General features: G+C 39.6%; 1 protein-coding gene. It reads left to right on the top strand.

The window, feature by feature from the left end; all coding sequences use genetic code 11:
* Nucleotides 1-275 (top strand): hypothetical protein (locus NE637_RS15395; RefSeq protein WP_256267805.1); only part of this gene is annotated, 275 nt, incomplete at both ends.

Raw genomic sequence — 275 nt, 5'->3', positions numbered from 1 at the left:
AAGCGGATAAGAAGTCTCTGGGAGCTGCGATTGCGTATACGAAAGATGTAAAAACAAAGCCTGAATACCAATATGTTGTGCCGATCGTAAAACAGAAATTAGACGAGGCGCTTGAAGCGGCTGAAACTGTTTTTGCAAATGAAGCCGCAACACAGGGAGAAGTTGACAAGGCAGAAGCTGATCTTAAAAAAATGCTTGAATATTTGTCTTTTACAGGAGATGCAAAATTGCTCAGAGAGCTGGTAGATATTGCAAAAGAAATCAATACAGATATT

This window comes from Desulfovibrio desulfuricans, assembly GCF_024460775.1.
Taxonomy (GTDB): Bacteria; Desulfobacterota; Desulfovibrionia; order Desulfovibrionales; family Desulfovibrionaceae; genus Desulfovibrio; species Desulfovibrio desulfuricans_E.
This window is presented reverse-complemented; position numbering and strand designations above follow the sequence as displayed.